The sequence below is a fragment of the Ignavibacteriota bacterium genome, from assembly GCA_013285405.1.
Lineage (GTDB): Bacteria > Bacteroidota > Ignavibacteria > Ignavibacteriales > Ignavibacteriaceae > IGN2.
This window is the reverse complement of sequence record CP053446.1, coordinates 1,042,980-1,061,359: the sequence shown is the minus strand read 5'-3', so window position 1 is coordinate 1,061,359 and position 18,380 is coordinate 1,042,980. Positions and strand designations below refer to the sequence as shown.

Here is an 18,380-nt window from a genome sequence, read left to right as displayed (position 1 = left end):
ATTCAGCACGATGAAATACAAGAACAAATTAGCAAGCGAATCAAGTCCATATTTACTTCAGCACGCAAATAATCCTGTCAACTGGTATCCGTGGGGAAATGAAGCTCTCGAAAAAGCAAGAACAGAAAATAAATTATTAATAATAAGTATTGGTTATGCTGCCTGTCACTGGTGCCACGTGATGGAACACGAATCTTTCGAAGATGTTTCTGTCGCACAAGTGATGAATGATTTTTTTGTTTCCATTAAAGTTGATAGAGAAGAACGACCCGATATCGATCAGATTTATATGGATGCAGCTTATTTAATTACAGGAAGAGGTGGCTGGCCTTTAAATGTAATTGCACTCCCTGATGGAAGACCGGTATTTGCAGGAACTTATTTCAGAAAAAATGAATGGACAAGAATTCTTCTTTACTTCAAAGATCTTTTTCAAAAAGAACCCGAGACATTTGATCAGGAAGCTGGAAAGCTGACAAAGGCAATAAATGAAATTGGAATTCCGGGTGCTGGAGAAAATGGATACATATTTACGAAAGAAGATTTAGATGAAGCTGTTAAAAAAATAATTTCTGTGATTGATTTTGTAAATGGAGGAACGAAAGGCGCTCCAAAATTTTCAATGCCAAACATTTATCAATTTCTCTTGAACTATAATTTCCACACAAAAAATTCTACAGCTCTGGAAGCGGTTACTACAACTCTGGATAAAATGGCAAACGGCGGAATTTATGATCACCTTGGTGGAGGATTTGCCCGTTACTCAACTGATGAAATTTGGAAAGTTCCTCACTTTGAAAAAATGCTTTACGACAATGCAGAACTAGTTAGTCTTTATTCCAATGTATTTAAAGTAACGGGGAATGAACTCTACAAAAAAGTTGTTTTTGAAACACTTGAATTCATAGAACGAGAGATGACAGATAAATCAGGAGGATTTTATTCTTCGCTTGATGCTGATTCAGAAGGTGAAGAAGGGAAATATTATGTTTGGACGAAAGACGAAATTGATAATCTTCTGAAAGAAAAATCTGAAATATTCTGTGATTACTTCTCAATTACTGCGAATGGAAATTGGGAAGGAAACAATATTCTTTTCATTACTCAAAAAAAAGAAAACTTGCTAAGTAAATATAAATTGGATGAAAAGACATTTGAGAATATCATCAACGAATCAAAGATGATTCTGCTTGATAAAAGAAATGAAAGAGTAAAACCCGGACTTGACGATAAAATTTTAACATCCTGGAATGCCCTGATGTTAAAAGGATATGTTGATGCGTTCTCAGCTTTTACTGACAAAAAGTTTTTAAATGTCGCATTGAAAAATGGCAATTTCCTTTTGAATAAAATGATGAATGCAGATGGAAGATTGTCCAGAAACTATAAAAATGGCAAAAGCACCATCAATGCATTTCTTGATGATTATTCCTACACGATAGAAGCATTTATTTCATTATATGAAGCAACGTTTGATGAGAAGTGGATTTACTCAGCAAAAAAATTAGCCGATTATGTTATTCTTCATTTTAAAAAGGAGGATTCCGATTTCTTTTTCTACACTTCTGATATTGATGAACCATTGATTGCACGCAAAACAGATTTCTCTGATAACGTAATTCCATCTTCCAATTCTTCTCTTGCTTCAGGGTTTCTGAAACTCTCAAAATTTTTCTACGAAGAATCTTATGAAGAATTGATAATAAAAATGTTAAATGTGATTAAACAATACACAATTCATAATCCAGCTTTTCATTCATACTGGTTACAAGTTGCTTCTTATTTAACCTTCCCAAATTATGAGGTTGGAATTTTCGGAGATGAATTTGAATCATCAAAACAAACTATCAGTAAAACTTTTTTACCCAACATTGTTCTGTTCGGTGGAGAACAGGATGGCTCGCTTGAAATTATGAAAAGTAAATATGTAAAAGAAAAAAACCTGATTTATGTTTGCGAAAACCGAATGTGTCAGCTTCCAGTGGATAATATATCGCAGGCAATTGAGCAAATTGTTCGTACACTGTAATTGGGAAAAAATGAGTGTTTGACTTCAATTACTATTCTTTATTTATTTCTTTGCCTATAATAAAAATTTTAAGGTAATATCTGTTGGCAAAGATTAAACCGAATTATATTTTAATACCATTGCTCGTGATCATCACAGCATCCGCAGCTTCTTACTTTGCTGATACCGGAAGAGTGTGGTACTCTACAATCAATCTTCCTGATTGGACTCCTTCCGGGACAATGATGGTTTTAACCTGGACGATAATATTTATTCTTACAACACTCTCGTTATTAATTATATGGAATAGACATTATACCGAAAAAAAATTTGGACTTGTGATCGGATTATTTGCTTTGAATGGGGTTTTAATTGTCGGTTGGAATATTCTTTTTTTCTCGCATCAGCAATTTGGTCTGGCATTTTTTCAGGCACTTTTACTGGTTGTGAATCTCGTCTTTCTCATATTCATTATCTGGCGTTTCTCACCAATAGCTGCTTCATTACTCTTACCATATAATTTTTATCTGCTTTTTTCAACAATCCTAACATTTAATGTCTGGCTGTTGAACTAAATAAAAAAGGGCACAGCTTCCTGTGCCCTTAACTTAAGAAAGTGAAACAATAATTATTTAATCAGTATCATTTTTTTAGTTTCAGTATAAGAACCTGCTTGCAGTTTATAAAAATATATTCCGCTTGAGAGACCTTGCCTACCGGCAGGCAGGTTCTGACCTTCGTCAGAATGACTCCTGAATTCAACTGCATAACTTCCTGCTGGTTTGAATTCATCAATTAAAGTTGCAACAAGATTTCCAAGAACATCATAAACTTTTAATGATACATCACTACTCACAGGTAACCGATAACTGATTACTGTGCTTGGATTAAATGGATTAGGATAATTTTGTTCAAGCGAGAAATTTATTAAAGGTATTCCACTCACCGAAGTTACACCTGACTCCCAAATTTTTTCTTCCATTAAATGTCCGAAATATGGAGGCATTACATCTTCCAGAGGATTATTGTGTCCGTCATATTGCCATTGTTTTGCATCAGTAAGAAACCTGAACGAACGTCTGTAAATCAACCTTGCTCGAACAACATATTCCACACCTCCGCCCGGTATTTCAAAAGAATATGACGACGTATCGGTATCAAGTGCTGCAATCCGATTATCAAAAATAATTCCTGTCGCATCAGTAAAAAATGTTGGTCCGTTTCCGCTTGAATCATGATTAACCTTTGAATAAAACTTTCCCGGAAGTCCGGCATAATAACCTTGGGCAGGATCACCAATACCACCAAGTTCATGAACGAGTTGAGTTCCGGTATAAATAAGAGGTGTGCTGTCCTGCTTGGTAAATGCTTCAACAAGCAAAATCATATTTCGAATTGTAACACCTGTCGGAACATGATGACCGGTATTGTTATTTGTAATTGTAACTTCCACATTTACTTCATTACCTGATGGTTGAGGATTTATATTCAACTCAACAGCATTTTCAAGATATTCAGGAGTTGTTCCTTTAATATCGTGTGCTCTTATAGTACTCGAATCACGTTGAAGATTAATCTGCGTACAAACAAAACTAGCTCCATAAGAAGGCATATGACAATCAACACAAGTTGCATAGTATGGAGATTGCGGGTCTGAATACGGACTGTCAAGCCATTCAAGATATGTTGGTTCTGATATTACTCCATTTTCTTCTTCAAAATCTCCATCTTCATCCGGATCATTTTTATCCTGATGACAGGATGCACAAACAACAGCAGTCAATTGCGGTTGATAAGAAGACCTCATCAGACTGAAAAGGTTAAAATCTGAATCACCTAATACTCCGTACTGTATCTGGCTGGATGTTACTTCGGGACGTGTGTAAGTTACAACCCCAGGATAAATTCCAGGATAGTTTATTTTACTTTCATCAACGTGAGCAATTTTATGACATGCTTCACAAGATATTCCGTGCATTGATCCGACAGACAAACTATCAATGGGTTCGAGAGCACTAAATGGATTTTTTATCCATGGTTCCGGTTGATGACAGGAAGCGCATTCAGATTCAGGATTATTACCTGCCAGAAAAGAATCTCGTGTGTAAACGAAACCGCCCATTCCTCCCGGAGTTCCTGTACCATTATAAGTATCATAAACCCATGCGTTAACACCAGCAAGAGACATAGGCGAACCAGTCCATTGATCGTATTGATCTGGATGACACGAACCACAAACTTCAGGATCCATAAAATTGTAATTCGGATTGTTATCCTGTGGTACTGATTCAATTAGTATTTCAACGTTTGTAGTTGGTGAACTAACTGTAACAGAACTATTGTAATAATATTTTTTTGCACTGACGATAACAAGATCTGCACCAATTGCATTAGTTAAAACGAAAGAACCATCAGCAGCAGTTATAGTTTTTATATTGGTGGTTTGTAATGTTACCATTGCACCTGCAACAGGCAACAAAGTTAACTGATCCCGAACAACACCGGAAACTTGCGGATAATTTGATTGCAGTATAAACAAAATCATTACTAACGCTGATATAACGATCCGACAGTTAAATATTTTTATCATAGTCAATCTGAATTATTGGAATAATTTTGAAAAGAATTTTTTTGAAACCCTTAAATGAAAATAGGTCAAAAAAAATTTATTAACAATATTCATCAAGGCTCATCAATGCGATGAATCAGGAACCTTTTCTGAAATATTTAATAATGAAACAACAAGCTGTTTTCTAACTTCAACGAGTGTTTTCATGACACGTTTAATATTTCTATCTGATCAAAACCAGCTTTTTTGTTTCTGTAAATGAACCAACCTGAAGTTTATAAAAATATATTCCACTCGATAATCCGGCAGCATCGAAAACAACTTCATATTCACCGGATGGTTTTTCTTCATTCACCAAAGTAGTCACTTCGTTACCCAACACATCAAAAACTTTTAATGTAACAAGAGATCCTTCGACTCCGCTCAAGGCGACAGATGGAATAGAATACTTAATTTTGGTTGAAGGATTAAATGGATTCGGATAGTTTTGCTCCAATGAAAAATCATAAAGTGGTTCAGTAATATTTGATACATCTGTCGGTATTGTGTAATAGAAAACACCGATATCATCAAGATACCATCCATCTCTGGTCACACCGCTGTCAGTTCTAAGTCTGAAACGAATTTTAACTTGTGAACTTGAGTATGCAGTCAGGTTGATTTCCTCCTTTACCCAGTTTGTTTGCGCTGCATCATAAACTGGTTCACCGTTCGGTTGAAAACTTCCCACGCCAGGTTCGGTGTATTGCCCTGCAAGTGCAATCCAGGTTGTTCCATTATTTGTAGAAACCTGTACCTGTCCATAATCCCAATTGCTTTCCATATCAAATTTTGTCCAGAATACTAATCTTGGATTATTTAAACCAGTAATGTCTATTGGATTCGTTAATGTCATGGTGACTGTTGCATTATTCACATAGTTGCCGTTTTTGCTGTCTGCATAAGAGTTCGGCTCTGAGTAAAATGTTTTATAAGTAGAATCCCATTGCGGAGATGTTGTTGGCGTTTTAGTAATCGTCCAATTAATTGCGGGATTGTTGGCTGTATCTTCAAATACAAAAACCGGGAAACCAATAACAAAAGTTGTTGTATCTGAAGAAAGTAAGTCATTGTTCGTTCTGGTTGTAATAACAATAGGAATTTCTTCAGCTAATGGTGCAGAAGCAGAAATAGAAAAAGATAATGGTGAAGTTAATATTGCAACACTTCTTGCTTCAATTGAATCAAGTGATGAACTCCCGGTATTAATAACTACATACTGACTTGGTGATGTCAGTTCAATTGTGAGATTGTATGCAGTAGCCAATCCTTTATTTTTAAATTCCGGTAAAAGCTCAACCGTATTGTTCGGAAGAAAATATTGTACGTTGAAATTCGGATTAATAAGCTGGACATATTCACCGGCAAGAAATGATTGATAAATCATCGTTCTGAGATTCTGTTGGGCAATAGGATAAATTTCATTTTGTTGAGGCCAGAAATCATCCCCAATTTCTATTGTATAACCATAAGTTTTATTCTTTAGTGTCAGCTCGCCGTACATCCAGTCACGAATACTGCCATTAGAGTTATAACCAAGTAGCTGACCACCTGAACCAAATGTATATCCGCTGAATGATGTGAGTAATGCAGCGAATTCTCTGTATGTAAGTGAGTCAGGTGTTTCTGCATTAATATATCCCCACGGATAGAGAATATATCCTCCATACGTATGCATGTTAAAATGAGTACCGTAATTATTAAGGATAGCAAAATCTCTTATCGCCTGAGGTTCAGGTTCAGAGAATGATGAAGCACCCCGGTATGTTTCATCACAAGGATCAGGACTGGAACCAATGTTGTCATAGCCCCACATATAACCGAAGTTTCTGTTCAGGTCAATTCCATAACATCCGTTTCCATTATTTCGTCTGTTCTTCCTCCACATTCCGCCGCCATTCGGATCCGTTTGTCTGTTGTACTCATAACCATCAGGATTAAAACATGGAACAAAAAACATTTCACGGTTATTCACCAGGTATGTTGCTTCCGGATCTGTTCCGTAATTTTCAAGAAGATACCACATATAATACATTTGTGTTGCCATTGATTGCGGTTCGCGTGCATGAACAAGTGCATCGAAGCCGGCTGTTGGTTCGTTTTCATTTATGTTAGGATTGTCTGAAATTTTTGCAGCCCAAATTGTTCTGCCTTCGATACTTGTTCCGATTGAAAATTTTTGTGTGATAAGGTTCGGATAAAGTTGAAACATTTCATCAAGATCAGTTTGGATTTCTGCATACGTATAGTAACCGCCCATCGAACCGAAACCAAATCCTGTGATACCGAAATTTTTCTGACTATCTATTTTAATATTTTCTTTTTCAGCTTCGGATAATTTTGGCAGAGAGTTGTAATATGATTTCCAATCATCTATCAGTATTTGATAATTGAGTCCCGAATTGGTTAAAGCCCAAAATTCATTTTCATTTACAAACAATGTAACGCCACCCGATTTTTCAAAAATAGCTTCTTCAAAGTCAATTGATAGTGAAGATGCTATTTGGAAATCAATTTCATTATTAATGAAGAGTTTGACCTGTTTAAAATTTTGTGGGAATAAGTTCAGATTTACGACAATCAATAACAAAAAAAGTTTTTTCATTTTATATCACCGTAATTATTTGTTGTTTATAAAACTATAATAGATCTTTAAGTATTTCGTCACAGATAGCATATCCATTCGAAGTCATTTTTACAATATTATTTTCGATGGTTACAAATTTTTTATTTTTTAACACTTCAAAATAAGCATATTTACTTTTCATCCATTCTTGGATCTGAATTCCAAATCGATTTTCAAATTTTTCAAAATTTAATCCTGAGCTTCTTAACTCAAGCATTACATATTCATTAATTGCTTTATCATCAGTTATAATTTCTGAACCAGCTACAGCGCTTCCAAATTTATTAACTTTATCAATGTACATTTTAAGACTTGAGAAGTTCCACCATCTCTCTCCATCAATAAATGAATGCGCTGAAGTACCAAACCCAAAATAATCAGTGTAATGCCAGTAAGCATTGTTGTGAATACATTCAAATCCGTGCTTCGCAAAATTTGAAACTTCGTATTGATAAAACCCATTTGAAGTGAGGAAATCAATTGTCATTTCATACAATTCTGCATCATAATCCTCATCTTGAATTTTAACTTTTCCATCAAGTACCATTTTATTTAATATCGTTCCTCTTTCAAGAATCAAGCTGTAAGCGGAAATATGTTTAACAGGAAGTTGAATTGCTTGCTCTAGATTTTTTTGCCATTTCTCTTTTGTCTGCCCGGGTAAATTGAATATTAAATCAAGACTTATATTCCCGAAACCAGCATTTGCTGCTGCATAAACTGTTTTAATTGCTGTATCAGCATCGTGAATACGTGTTAAAAATTTTAAATCACTATTATCAAAGGATTGAATACCAATACTTATCCTGTTAATTCCGGCTTGCTTGAATAATTTTAATTTATCAATTGAAACAGTACCAGGATTTGTTTCAAGTGTAATCTCAGCATTAGTTATAACTCCGAACTTTTTAATAACCGATTCAATTATTTCAAAAATATACTCTGGCTCCATCAATGAGGGAGTTCCGCCGCCAAAGTAAATCGAGATTAATTCTCTTTCCTCAGAATAATTTGCTGCATAGTATTCAATTTCTTTCTTCAAAGATTTCAGGAATGAACTAATGTTATCTGAAGTAATAATTGAATAGAAATCACAATAAATACATTTGTGGTCGCAGAAAGGAATATGTATGTAGCAAGCGGTTTGTTTCAATTGCACAAAAATGAAATCGTTCTAATGCTAAGTTATGAGAAAGGCTAAAGAAATGAAACAGTAAATAATTAAAATCCGAAACCTACACCCGCTGTTCCTGTATTTGTACCGCCGAATTTATAATCAAAATTCACAACAAAAATTGAAAGATTTATTGATGTTCCGATTGCAAGGTTAACTGTCCGATCACCGTCGTAATCTATATTCAGTTGAAGTTCTTGTCTTCCTGCCGGACTATCAAATTCATATTTGTAATCTATTTCGCTTCGTGAATTTTCATAAGTTAAACTTGCATACGGCTCAATTGAAATTCTTCCACCAAATCTTTTACTGATAAACATTCCTAACTGTGATGCTGTGTTCTTAAAAATATCACCGACTCTGAAATCCTGGAAATAATATCCGAAACCTATTTCGATCGGTAATTCATCAGCAAACCAGTAATTTAAATTGTGGGTAAAACCGGCGCCCCAGATATTCACTATTCCTAAATCCTGAAGATTTATTCCACGGAAATAACGAACCGATACACCGGTTCCAACTAAACTGCCAAGATCAAGCTGCATAGCCGGTGAAGGCATAATGTCAATATTGTCCAGATATCCTCGAACATCAGTAAGTTCGAGTGTGTACTGATCGATTGTGTAACCTTGTACTTCAGCGGATGGAAAATCAACTCTCAGGAAATCATCATAATTTCCGGTGATAGTTGGTCCGTTAAAAAAAACTTCCCAATCTCTTGAAAGTATTTCGTTTTTAACTGATTCGTAATTCGGGATTGTGTTTGGGTTATACCCGGAAGAAATCAGAATTTCATCAACCTGTGCTGAAGTGAGTCTGAGATTTCCTGTATGATTGAATGTTCTCAGATCATCAGAAAAGAATGAACCGACACCAACGAATCTTAATTTTGCATGAAATCCGTTTGTTGAAGAAGGCAATCCTGTGAACCAGCCTGAGTTCATACTTGAGCCGAATGCACTGATTACCGGTTCTGAATATTTCAATACTGCATCGGAAGATAAATTAGAAAGCGTTTCAGCAATTGACTGAGAATAAATCTTCATCGTGAAATGCTGAAGTAAAATAAATCCGATAAAAAATATTTTAAATGTTTTTTTCATCCTGTTGGTTCGAAGATTAAAAATGCTTCTGAAAATCAATAATGATTAACAGCTATAAGCAGCAAATATTATTCCTTCTGACCAATCAACTCGCGGGCGCTTTTGAGGCTGGCTTCAGTTACTTTTTCACCGCTCAGAAGTCGTGCTATTTCCGTAATTCTTTCCGATTGTGGTAATTTTTTTATCGAACTTATTACTCGCTCTTTATTTGTTATCTTTTCAATTGAAAAATGGTGATCAGCAAGACTTGCAATTTGCGGTAAATGAGTAATTGAAATTACCTGATGAAAAGACGAAAGATTTTTCAGTGCTCTGCCAACTTTCTGAGCAATTCTACCGCTGACTCCAACGTCAATTTCGTCGAATATAAGTAATGGTAATTTATCAGTCTTTGCAAGAGTTGATTTAAGGGCAAGCATTATTCTGGAAACTTCTCCGCCAGATGCAACCCGGGCAAGAGGTTTTAAATCTTCACCGGGATTTGTTGAGATGAGAAACTCAATTTCATCAATTCCTTTTGAAGTTGCTTTGAAAAACTTTTTGTCAACAAAAATTCCCGATTCAATTTCTGCAGTTAAATTTTTTATTTCTGTTTTAAACTGCGGATTCTGGATACCCAGTTCTCTTAATGTTTCTTCTATTCCTTTCTTTACAATTGCTGCTGTTTGTTCCCTTTTCTTTGACAAACTTTTCGCCAGGTTTCCCGCTGTCTTTCTTAGTTCGAAAATATTATTTGATAATTCATCAATCTTTCCGGAAAAATTTTCAGCCAGCTCGTATTCTTTACCAATCTTTTTACGATATTCAAGAATACTTTTCACAGAGCTGCCATATTTTTTCTTAAGAAGATTTATTGCACCAAGCCGTTGTCGTTTTTCTTCAACTTCTTCCGGATCGAGATTTATTTTTGTGTTATAACTTCGGATAAAATTTGAAATGTCATTAATCTGAGCAAGTGCAGATTGAGATTCATTAAACGATTCAGAAAATGATTTGTCAATTTCATTCAGTTTTTGTAAAAGCGATTTTACTTTCGATAAAGAATACTGGATTGAGTTATCGGATTCGTAAAGAAGTTGATAAATTTCAGATGTTGCCTCCGCCAGCTTCTCTGAGTTTTCCAGTATTTTTAGTTCTTCACTTAACTTTTCTTCCTCATCTTCCTGAGGTGAAATATTGTCAATTTCTTTTATCTGAAATGAATAAAAATCTTTTTTCTCCTTTATGCTGTTTTCTTTTGACTGAAGATCAGCCAAATCTTTTTCATTTTTTACCAGTTCGGAGAATATATTTTTGTATTGTTGATGCAGTTCCTCATAATTACCAAACTCATCAAGATAGTCAATGTGTGTTTCTGTCCGGAGAAGAGATTGATGCTCGTGCTGACCGTGGAGATCAACTAATTGATTTCCAATATCTTTCACAAGATTGAGATTTACGGGAGTATCGTTAATAAAACACCGGTTTGATCCTTTAAATGAAATTTCGCGGCGTACGATCAACTCATCAGCAAACTCAATTTCATTTTCTTCGAGGAGAGATTTTACTTTCTTATTTGCTTTTACTTCAAAGATTCCCTCAACAAAAGATTTTTGAGCTCCTTTGCGAATAACTTCTGTTGATGCTCTTTCACCAAGAAGCAAACTCATTGCATCGATTAAAATTGATTTACCGGCACCGGTTTCTCCCGTGATAATATTAAGTCCGTTCCCGAACTCAACCGAGATGTGTTCTATTAAAGCGTAATCTTTTACTTCTAAGGATTTGAGCATAAATTATTTATCAAATAAAAAGAGGCTGTCTTATAACTAATTATTTCTGTAAACCTGAATTTGTCGAAAGGTGATTTTAACCCAAATTGTCAGTCTTCAACAGTGCTTGACCTGAGTTTATCGAAAGACTCAGCCTGACATTGTTAAACTTTTGAAATAGCCTCATATCAATAAAAATATCTTGTTATGATTTTAATCATCAAAAGAATTTTTTTGCTAAATAAATCCCACAGATAGTTTTTCCATCGACAATCTCACCGTTATAAATTTTTTCCTCAACTTCTGGTAACGATAATTCGAAAACTTCCATTCCAAATTCACCTTCTTCACGATTATAATTACCGGGTTTCAAATTTTCAGCCAGATATATCCAAAGTTTTTCGGTTGAATAGCCGGGAGTTGTGTAAATGCTTCCTAACGATTTTATATCATCAGATTTATATCCTGTTTCCTCCTCAAGTTCTCTTACAGCACAAACTTTTGGATCTTCACCTTTTGATAATTTTCCGGCAGGAAGTTCCAACAGAACTTCTTTAACCGGAAAGCGGTATTGTGTAACCATAACAATTTTTCCGTTATCCGTAACAGGAACAACAACTGCGCCTCCGGGATGTTCAGCAACTTCACGGATAGCTTTGTTACCGCTATTGTATTCGATCTGATCGACAAGTGTATTAAACACTTTGCCCTTGTAGATTACTTGACTACTAATAATACGATAGTTCATTTGGATTCCAGGATTTAATGAATTGTGCTGCTACTGAATAATTCTTGCAAAATTATTTTCAGCTTCTATAACCATCCGGATAATAGCTCAGTAATTCGCTGCCAAGATATTTTAACAGAGCGGTAATTACCCCAAGGTCATCAAGATAACCAAACAGTGGTGTGAGATCCGGAATAGTATCAATCGGAACAATAAAATAAAATAGTGCAGCAATGACGATAGCTTTCCGATACCATTTGACAAACGGATCTTTCATGTAGCGATATAGTGCAAGAATATCTTTCGCGAAAGAAATTCTTTTTCCGGAGCTTTCAAGTTTGCCCCAAAGATTTTCATCAACAAATTTTTCTTTCTCTTTGTATTCTTCCATCTTCTGACCATTCATTTGCCCAAAATTAAGGGCTCCAAGATCATCACTGCCTTCAAAAATATCGTCCTCAGTAACATATTCTTCTATTTTATTTTCTCTCATTTTGAAGCTCCTATTCGAATTATTTGTATGGAAATAAGATGATTTTGATCACATAGATTTACAATAGAATCATAAAATTGCTGCTAAAAAATAAGTTTTAATAAACCGAAAGACAAAGAAAAAAATTATAGTGATTTCCGAAATATTTTATTGATTAAATTTGTATTTAGAAAAAATAATTTACTGAGGAATAAATCTTAACAGAAAACATTCAGCTTCCGGGCGGGTTTGAACAGCTTAAGTTTTTACTTGGACAACATAAGCCGCAGGGAAACAATGCATTAATCGTCGGTCCAAACTGTGAATCTGTTGCTTTAAAACTATTAGAATCATTCTCAAAGATATTTGTTGTATCAGATGATTATGTTTCAGTTTTGCAATACAATCTGAATTTTAATACCAATGAAAGAATAAAAGTTAAAATGATGGATTATGTTCATACAGATTTTAACAATGATTATTTTGACTTGATTTTTGCACAAGGTTCAATTTCAGTTTATGAACGAAAAAATATTTTGAAAGAATTTAAGAGAATTCTCACCACGGAAGGTATAGTTTGTGTTGGCGAAATCGTTTCACTCAATGAGCCAGTTCCTGCATTTGTGAAGGATATTTGGGAACGAAGCAATCTTGAACCAATTTTGTCATCATCAATAAAAAGTTTTTATGAGAGTAAAGGATTTTATGTAATGAACGAGCAGGATCATTCCTCATCTTTAAGAGAGTATTTTGAAAAAACTCTTCTGGAAGTTTCAACCACAAACAAAGAAGAAAAAGACAACAACAAAAAATATATTTCAAGAATAAAACATGAAGCCAACGCTTACCTTAAACACGGAGGCGATAAATACATTGGCTTTAAATCTTTAATTGCGAGGAAAGTAAATTGAATAAGGGTGATATTATTCAAATCAAAGTTGACAGGTATGCTTTTGAAGGTAAAGGCATTGGAAAAATTGAAATTGATAATCAATCGGGAAATCATGAACCTGAATCATTTATAGTATTCGTCAATGGTGCTTATCCCGGAGACACTGTTGCAGCTAAAATCAAGAAGTTAAAAAAATCTTACGCAGAGGCAATTACTGAAGAAGTGATTTCATCTTCACCGCAGAGGGTTCAGCCGCGATGCAAATATTTTGGGATTTGCGGCGGCTGCAAACAGCAAGACCTCGATTATAATCAGCAGATTGCTTACAAACAGGAACAGGTTGAAGATATCTTTAATCATGATGGCGGATTTAAAAATTTTGAAATTGAAAAAATTATTCCATCAGAGAATGTATTCTATTACAGAAACAAAATGGAATTTTCTTTTTCTGACTCGCAATGGGTTAAAATTCTGGAAAATGAGACAACACCTGACAAAGGATTTTTCCTCGGTCTTCATGTTCCGAATAACTTCGAAAAAATACTGGATATAGATGAGTGCTTTCTGCAATCAGAACTTAGTAATCACATACTGAATTTCACAAGAGAATTTTTCAAAAAGCGTCACACTACAATCTATAATACTAAAACTCAATCCGGTTACTTACGTAACTTCGTTATCAGACAAGCTCAAAATACAAAAGAGATTATGCTCAATCTTGTAACTTATGAAGAGAACGAATTGCTGATGAAAGAATACGTCTCGGCAGTGACAAATAAATTTCCTGAAATAAAAACAATTCTAAATAATATCAGCAAGAAGAAAGCTTCTATTGCTGTCGGCGATTATGAAATCGTTTATTTCGGAAGCGGATACATTTTTGACAAAATCGGAAAATATAAATTCAGAATCAGCGCCAATTCTTTCTTCCAGACAAACACAATTCAGGCAGAAAAACTTTATAATACTGCTTTGGAATACGCTGACTTAAACGGTGACGAAATAATTTATGATCTTTATTCCGGGGCAGGAACGATTGCAATTTATGTATCGGGAAATGCAAAAGAAGTTTACGGATTTGAATCTGTTGAATCTTCAATTTATGATGCGAAAGAGAATCTGGAAATTAATAAAGTTGATAACGTATCCTTTGTTCAGGCTGATCTTTATAAATCATTTTTACCATTCACAAATGTTCTTCCAAAACCTGATGTAATAATTCTTGATCCTCCAAGAGGCGGAATGCATAGCACAACAGTAAAAGATGTTCTTGAATTAAACCCAAAAAAAATTGTTTATGTTAGCTGTAATCCAACAACACAAGTTCGAGATATTAAATTGTTTGTCGAAGGCGGATATAAATTAGTGAAGATCAGACCGGTTGATATGTTTCCACATACTTATCATATAGAGAATGTTGCATTGTTAATTAAATAATTTTTCTCTGAATATTATTTATAGTTTTTCAACTTGTACTGGTAATATCAATACCAAAAATACTTGCAACTATTGTAGCAATAACACCAAACTTTAAAGATAATTTCAGTGCTTTCTTTTTGAATGAACTTTTAATTTCCGGGTAGAATTGTCTGTCCTGCAAAAAAGTTTTGAAGGAATAAAATTGAAATACAAGCGGTGCACTTTTTCTCAAAACCCAGATTTTAAAATTCTCTTTGATTTTTTCATCTTCTTTCCCAAGTTTAATTCTTAGTATTGTGTTTTCTTTCAACAGATGGAATGCTGTTATCCATCCTAAAATCATAAAAACAAACAGTAACAAAGAGACGACTGGTCTGATAAATTCATTAACCATAGCATTATAGTCCGGATACATTTTACTTCCTTGGATTGATAATAGTGTTTATAAAAATTTCACGTTGTGCCTGACAGAGCAAATATTCGTAAGCTCAATGTGCCCTCAATTAGTAGTACATCACTGAAGTCCAATTTCCATACCATCAATAAACTTTTTATTTGCACTAAGATCGATGCATCGTTGTCTCTAAACGATAATCATTTTTAAATAATGAATTTTAATGTTTCAAATAAATACGCAGATATTTGTGAAAGATTAAAAGCGACGGAATAAAAAATATTTTTATCTTAGTCCCTTGATGGAATGATGATGAAGTTTGGTTCGGTAAGTTAAAATAGTTGTTAGAATTGAGTTCAATTATCAGGAAATAAAAAACAATCGCACTTAATCCTCAACAATATATGCCATCCTGAGAACGTCGTAGTATTGATCATTAATTAAAAACTCTTTCCTGAGGAGACCTTCTATCTGAAATCCAAGTTCTCTGTTTAATGTAATGTTCCTGATATTATTTTCAATTGTATTGAGATAGATTTTCTTCAGACCTAAATTCCTGGTGCCATACTTAATCCATAACATTGTGGCTTCTTTAGCATAACCTTTTCCACGATAAATTTTTTCACCAATTAATTTTCTCATTTCTGCTTTACAATTAGTCTGGTCGTAATTTAAAAAAGCCATTAGTCCAATTGGTGTATTATCCGGAAGTGAAATAATCCCAAAGATGTTCTCTTCATCGTTAATAATTTCAATAAGAGTTTTGTCCCGGTAAGAAGAACGATCGAGTAAAAACCATCGACTTGTGTTATCGTTTAACCAATTCTGAATAATATCGTAATCGTGTTTAGGATTAAATAATCTTAGCTGAATTCGCTCACCGCGAATTGGAAATTTCAATTTACTGGTTTTAACGTCGGTTTCTGATTTTACTTTAGGTTCAGAAATAGAATTGTTAATAGAAACATCCAGCAAATTGTTTACGAGCGAAATATAGTCTGCCCGTTTAAATCCTAGTTTTGATGTTTCATTTAATATTGCTTTAGAAATTGTATTTACAGTGATATCATCTTTTATTTTTAATTCATAGTCGTTCATATTTACTCCTTATTTAACGAATTAAAATTCAGTATTTTTATCCAGAAATCATAACACTAATTTTATTCTCATCTTTAATTTAAAAGTTTTGGAGAATCAGAGCAAACTCATTATCCAGGAATGCAGATTTTACAACCTCTTTGCTTATTATTTTTCTTTTATTTGAAAAAAGATTTTCTGGAATTTAGTTCAATGATTTGTTGACGCCAGCCAGAACCCTTTGACAAAGCACCAAGATATCAAAATACTTGTTAATGGTGGATATAAATTAATTAAGATGAAACCTGTTAATATGTTTCCACATACTTATCATATAGAGAATGTGGCTTTGTTATTTAAGTAAATTTAGAAAATACTTTTTCTAATCCGTACACTGTTTTCTGAAATCACAATAAACAAATTATTATCTTTAAAGGAATTATTATGTTTTATAAAAAATTCTTCGACTATTCTGACTTTCTCATCAATCAAAAGTCCATGCAATCTGAGTAGTATAACTCCTTTCAATATTTTCCTCTGCCTGAAAATTAATTCACCAAAATCTTTATCAGAAGTTATAACAAATGCGTTTCTTTTATTTGCGAATACCAGCACATCCGAGTCAGACGAACCTGGCATTGATTCACTAATCGATATGACTTCTAAATGCAATTTTCTTAATGCCTGTATTATAGGCTCGTCAATATTTTCGTCCGCAACAAATTGCATCAAATATTTTTTTCGGAGGGATAAATTATATCTGCCTTTAATGCTTGCGCCGCAAACGCCAGAGCAGCTTTAATAGCTTCTGCTGTAATCTGCGGATGTTCGTGAACTATCTGATCAACACTTTCACCCGCAGAGAGTTTTTCCAAAATTAATTCGACCGTAATTCTTGTACCTGCTATTATGGGTTTGCCCATCATTATTTCAGGGTCGGATACTATATAATTTGTTTTCATAATTATATTCCTTTCTGTTTCTAAATTAGACAAAAATTAATAATTATTCATTGAAATATTTACTAATGAACTTAGTTCAGGATAAGCTTAAAGACTATCCTTCATTTGCATATCAGTTTGCCAATATCGAATAATTGAATTTTATCTCCAGATAATTATTTACATGGGTTTCAATCGATCTACTCCGGTGAGAGATATCAAAATGCTTGTTGATGGTGGATATAAATTAATTAAGATGAAACCTGTTAATATGTTTCCACATACTTATCATATCGAAAATGCAGCGTTGTTAGTTAGAATGTGAGTAAGAAAATAATTTCTTTTTCTCAACTCAAATAGTTCTTGAATACATACCAAGGCAGGCACGGTCGTGAGTCTGTCTGAGAACTAGTGTTTTGTCAACCTGAACTTGTTTCAGGTTCTTTATTTAATTCAAAATCCACGTGTGAGATTCCGAAACAAGCCTGCCTGACGGCAAGGCAGGTTCGGAATGACAGTATTCAGACGAACTCCGTACCGTGACTGATAATACTGTAACGGAATCGTCCGTGACAGCCGAAATAGGATGAGACCGGTTGAAATGCTTCTGCAGACCAATGCCTGAGTTCGCCACTCAGCTACTTAAAAAGTAATTTAGAAAAGTATTCCAACCGAAATTACAGGTGGCATTAACATTTGAAATCCTGGAATACATTCTGATACCGATATTGAGATGGCAGAGTCTTCAAATTCCCAGATCAGATATTCAGCTTCGAGGAATCCGACTAAAGACGGATAAATTATTGTAGCTAATCCTGCGCCTCCTTTAATTAATAACGTATGGCTGTTAATTTTTATCGGATGACTGAGATAACCATTTACTGATAAATATCCACCACCATCGATAGCAAAATTTAATTGAAGCGACCAGCCAAGTTTGAAAATTTTTGAGATTTTACTTTCAGAGTAAAAAGTTGTTGACATTCCGCCACTTTCAAAATCTTCATCCCATATAGGAAAATAACCAAGAGAAAATCCCCAAAAGGTTTCATTATCAGAATATCTTATTTTGATTGTATCTGTTCTCTCAGAATTATCGGTAAGTAATGAATCAATTGATTCTGCTTGTATAAATACAGGGGTTAATAATATAAAAATCAAAAAATATTTTTTTGATTTCATTCATTC

The 18,380-nt window shown here is 34.2% G+C and carries 16 protein-coding genes; 4 read left to right on the top strand and 12 right to left on the bottom strand.

Annotated features, from left to right (window positions below; genetic code table 11):
- Positions 1 to 10: 10 nt before the first annotated feature.
- Both HND39_04520 and HND39_04515 read left to right on the top strand, forming a co-directional pair.
- A complete protein-coding gene (locus HND39_04520) occupies positions 11 to 2,029 on the top strand; it encodes a thioredoxin domain-containing protein (GenBank protein ID QKJ95601.1) in 2,019 nt (672 codons plus the stop codon).
- Between the two features lie 83 nt (positions 2,030 to 2,112).
- Positions 2,113 to 2,583: a tryptophan-rich sensory protein gene (locus HND39_04515; GenBank protein QKJ95600.1), complete on the top strand. Its 471-nt coding sequence runs from the start codon at positions 2,113 to 2,115 to the stop codon at positions 2,581 to 2,583.
- 53 nt (positions 2,584 to 2,636) lie between these two features.
- Here HND39_04515 and HND39_04510 read toward each other — a convergent pair whose 3' ends face one another.
- From HND39_04510 to HND39_04480, 7 genes are all read right to left on the bottom strand, one after another.
- Positions 2,637 to 4,466, bottom strand: a complete 1,830-nt coding sequence (locus HND39_04510; GenBank protein QKJ97882.1) for a T9SS type A sorting domain-containing protein — start codon at positions 4,464 to 4,466, stop codon at positions 2,637 to 2,639.
- Between the two features lie 334 nt (positions 4,467 to 4,800).
- The gene (locus tag HND39_04505; protein QKJ95599.1) at positions 4,801 to 7,221 is read right to left on the bottom strand and encodes a T9SS type A sorting domain-containing protein; all 2,421 of its coding nucleotides are present in this window, start codon (positions 7,219 to 7,221) and stop codon (positions 4,801 to 4,803) included.
- A 34-nt stretch (positions 7,222 to 7,255) separates the two neighbouring features.
- Positions 7,256 to 8,395: a radical SAM family heme chaperone HemW gene (gene hemW, locus HND39_04500; GenBank protein ID QKJ95598.1), complete on the bottom strand. Its 1,140-nt coding sequence runs from the start codon at positions 8,393 to 8,395 to the stop codon at positions 7,256 to 7,258.
- Positions 8,396 to 8,463: 68 nt separating this feature from the next.
- Positions 8,464 to 9,519: a hypothetical protein gene (locus tag HND39_04495; protein QKJ95597.1), complete on the bottom strand. Its 1,056-nt coding sequence runs from the start codon at positions 9,517 to 9,519 to the stop codon at positions 8,464 to 8,466.
- A gap of 68 nt (positions 9,520 to 9,587) precedes the next feature.
- Positions 9,588 to 11,291 carry a DNA repair protein RecN gene (gene recN / locus HND39_04490; protein QKJ95596.1) on the bottom strand — a complete coding sequence of 568 codons (1,704 nt, stop codon included), beginning with the start codon at positions 11,289 to 11,291 and terminating at the stop codon, positions 9,588 to 9,590.
- Positions 11,292 to 11,490: 199 nt separating this feature from the next.
- A complete protein-coding gene (locus HND39_04485) occupies positions 11,491 to 12,018 on the bottom strand; it encodes an NUDIX hydrolase (protein ID QKJ95595.1) in 528 nt (175 codons plus the stop codon).
- Positions 12,019 to 12,076: 58 nt separating this feature from the next.
- Positions 12,077 to 12,490, bottom strand: a complete 414-nt coding sequence (locus HND39_04480) for a DUF1232 domain-containing protein (GenBank protein QKJ95594.1) — start codon at positions 12,488 to 12,490, stop codon at positions 12,077 to 12,079.
- Between the two features lie 374 nt (positions 12,491 to 12,864).
- On the opposite strand from HND39_04480, the gene HND39_04475 reads away from it, so the two are divergent.
- Together HND39_04475 and rlmD are read left to right on the top strand one after the other, a co-directional pair.
- The gene (locus HND39_04475; protein ID QKJ95593.1) at positions 12,865 to 13,380 is read left to right on the top strand and encodes a methyltransferase domain-containing protein; all 516 of its coding nucleotides are present in this window, start codon (positions 12,865 to 12,867) and stop codon (positions 13,378 to 13,380) included.
- Positions 13,377 to 14,798: a 23S rRNA (uracil(1939)-C(5))-methyltransferase RlmD gene (gene rlmD / locus HND39_04470; GenBank protein ID QKJ95592.1), complete on the top strand. Its 1,422-nt coding sequence runs from the start codon at positions 13,377 to 13,379 to the stop codon at positions 14,796 to 14,798. The genes HND39_04475 and rlmD overlap by 4 nt, the downstream gene beginning before the upstream one ends.
- Positions 14,799 to 14,826: 28 nt before the next feature.
- Here rlmD and HND39_04465 read toward each other — a convergent pair whose 3' ends face one another.
- From HND39_04465 to HND39_04445, 5 genes are all read right to left on the bottom strand, one after another.
- On the bottom strand, positions 14,827 to 15,195 hold the full coding sequence (locus HND39_04465) for a hypothetical protein (GenBank protein ID QKJ95591.1): 369 nt from the start codon (positions 15,193 to 15,195) through the stop codon (positions 14,827 to 14,829).
- 366 nt (positions 15,196 to 15,561) lie between these two features.
- Positions 15,562 to 16,272, bottom strand: coding sequence for a GNAT family N-acetyltransferase (locus HND39_04460; GenBank protein ID QKJ95590.1), 711 nt, complete (start codon positions 16,270 to 16,272; stop codon positions 15,562 to 15,564).
- A 345-nt stretch (positions 16,273 to 16,617) separates the two neighbouring features.
- Positions 16,618 to 16,980: a DUF5615 family PIN-like protein gene (locus tag HND39_04455; protein QKJ95589.1), complete on the bottom strand. Its 363-nt coding sequence runs from the start codon at positions 16,978 to 16,980 to the stop codon at positions 16,618 to 16,620.
- Positions 16,980 to 17,213 carry a DUF433 domain-containing protein gene (locus tag HND39_04450; protein ID QKJ95588.1) on the bottom strand — a complete coding sequence of 78 codons (234 nt, stop codon included), beginning with the start codon at positions 17,211 to 17,213 and terminating at the stop codon, positions 16,980 to 16,982. The genes HND39_04455 and HND39_04450 overlap by 1 nt, the downstream gene beginning before the upstream one ends.
- A gap of 633 nt (positions 17,214 to 17,846) precedes the next feature.
- Positions 17,847 to 18,374: a hypothetical protein gene (locus tag HND39_04445; GenBank protein ID QKJ95587.1), complete on the bottom strand. Its 528-nt coding sequence runs from the start codon at positions 18,372 to 18,374 to the stop codon at positions 17,847 to 17,849.
- Positions 18,375 to 18,380: the final 6 nt, after the last annotated feature.